A 1538-nucleotide genomic window follows, 5' to 3' on the forward strand; every position below is an offset into this window, starting at 1 on the left:
TATACACCGCCACTGCCAGCACCTTCTTCGCCCGCTCCTGGCCGATAACGTAGTCATCGAGGTGGTGGCGGATTTCGTGCGGCGTGGGCAGTGAGTTGCGCTCACGATGTGGCACAACTTCTTTGATCTCTTCGCGAATGATGTCGTTACATAAGTCGACACATTCATCGCAGATGTAGACTGACGGGCCGGCAATCAGCTTACGCACTTCATGCTGGCTTTTGCCGCAAAAAGAGCAGTACAGCAGTTTACCTGAACCGTCTTTGCGCTTATCTGTCATCAGTTAACCTCATGCCTTACTTAATTTACGCGTACCAGTCCTTAATATAGCCCATTTCCCGCTGTAATTGGGAGTAAAAGTCCGATGCGTGTCATGTTCACAAGACTTAATCATGGACACACACACTCCGGACAAAAAACAGCCAGTCACTTTATTTACAGGTAAAAATGTCATTTAACGTACTGTTTTAAATAACAAAGACTGCCTACTATTCCTGTTGATTTAGCTGGTAATTGGATTATGCTAAACTCTGGTCACTTATGATTATCCGATGGAGTGTAAAGCATGCCTCAAGAGCCAACTAAAGAAGAAAACGGGCAGGAAGAGAAGAACTCATCGCTGGCAGTCAATAAACTGCTGCAGTCACGCTCTATTATCATTTCAGGTGAGATTAATCAGGCGCTTGCTGAGAAAGTGACCGCACAGTTGCTGATCCTGCAAGAAATGGGCGATGAGCCAATCAAGCTGTTCATTAACAGCCAGGGTGGCCATGTTGAAGCTGGTGACACCATCCACGACATGATTAAATTTGTGAAACCTAAAGTACTGGTCATTGGTACTGGCTGGGTGGCCAGCGCCGGTATCACCATTTTCCTTGCAGCTGACAAAGATGACCGTTACTCACTGCCGAATACTCGCTTTATGATTCACCAACCCCTGGGCGGCGTGCGCGGTAAAGTCTCTGACATTGAGATCGAAGCGAAAGAGCTATTGCGTGCACGTGCACGTATTAACCAGCTGATCAGCAAAGCAACGGGCCAGCCTCTGGAAAAAGTAGAGAAAGACACTGACAGTAATTACTGGATGAGTCCTGAGCAAGCCGTTGATTACGGTATCACTACCCACGTCATCAGCCAGTGGGACGAACTGAAAGGTTAATCGCCCAACAGTAACAAAAAAAGGCCCGCATCAGCGGGCCTTTTTTTGTCTGCATAATATCAGGTTACTCGCCAGATGCCTGCTGAGTTTCTGGCTTGCCGTAGATAAGCTTAGGTTCGCTGTCACCGTCGATGACCGGTGCATCCACCACGACTTTCTCCACGTCATCCATCGACGGCAGGTCGTACATGGTGTTCAGCAGTGCGCCTTCCACGATAGAACGCAGCCCACGAGCACCCGTTTTGCGTGACATTGCCTTTTTGGCAATCGCCGTCAGCGCATCTTCACGGAACTCCAGCTCCACGCCTTCCAGATTGAACAGCGCCTGATACTGCTTGGTCAGCGCATTTTTCGGCTCACGCAGGATCTGAATTAACGC

At 48.9% G+C, this 1538-nt stretch carries 2 protein-coding genes and 1 pseudogene; 1 reads left to right on the forward strand and 2 read right to left on the reverse strand.

Going from position 1 to position 1538, the window contains the following annotated elements; translation table 11 throughout:
* On the reverse strand, nt 1–280 hold a 280-nt coding region (locus tag HHI26_RS25285), incomplete at its 3' end, for a ClpX C4-type zinc finger protein (protein ID WP_277395241.1).
* Nucleotides 281–565: 285 nt separating this feature from the next.
* Between HHI26_RS25285 and HHI26_RS25290 the strand changes: the two genes are divergently transcribed.
* Entirely contained in the window at nt 566–1159 is a 594-nt protein-coding gene (locus tag HHI26_RS25290; RefSeq protein ID WP_133847037.1) for an ATP-dependent Clp protease proteolytic subunit, read from the forward strand.
* A 64-nt stretch (nt 1160–1223) separates the two neighbouring features.
* Here the strand turns inward: HHI26_RS25290 and clpX are convergent.
* Nucleotides 1224–1538: pseudogene (gene clpX / locus HHI26_RS25295) on the reverse strand (ATP-dependent Clp protease ATP-binding subunit ClpX); the annotation flags it as partial.

The sequence above is a fragment of the Erwinia sp. JH02 genome (genome assembly GCF_013074405.1).
Taxonomy (GTDB): Bacteria; Pseudomonadota; Gammaproteobacteria; order Enterobacterales; family Enterobacteriaceae; genus Erwinia; species Erwinia rhapontici.

Excerpts from the sequence above, each read along its gene's own strand:
- HHI26_RS25290 (WP_133847037.1), top strand. The coding sequence starts at position 566 with ATGCCTCAAGAGCCAACTAAAGAAGAAAACGGGCAGGAAGAGAAGAAC.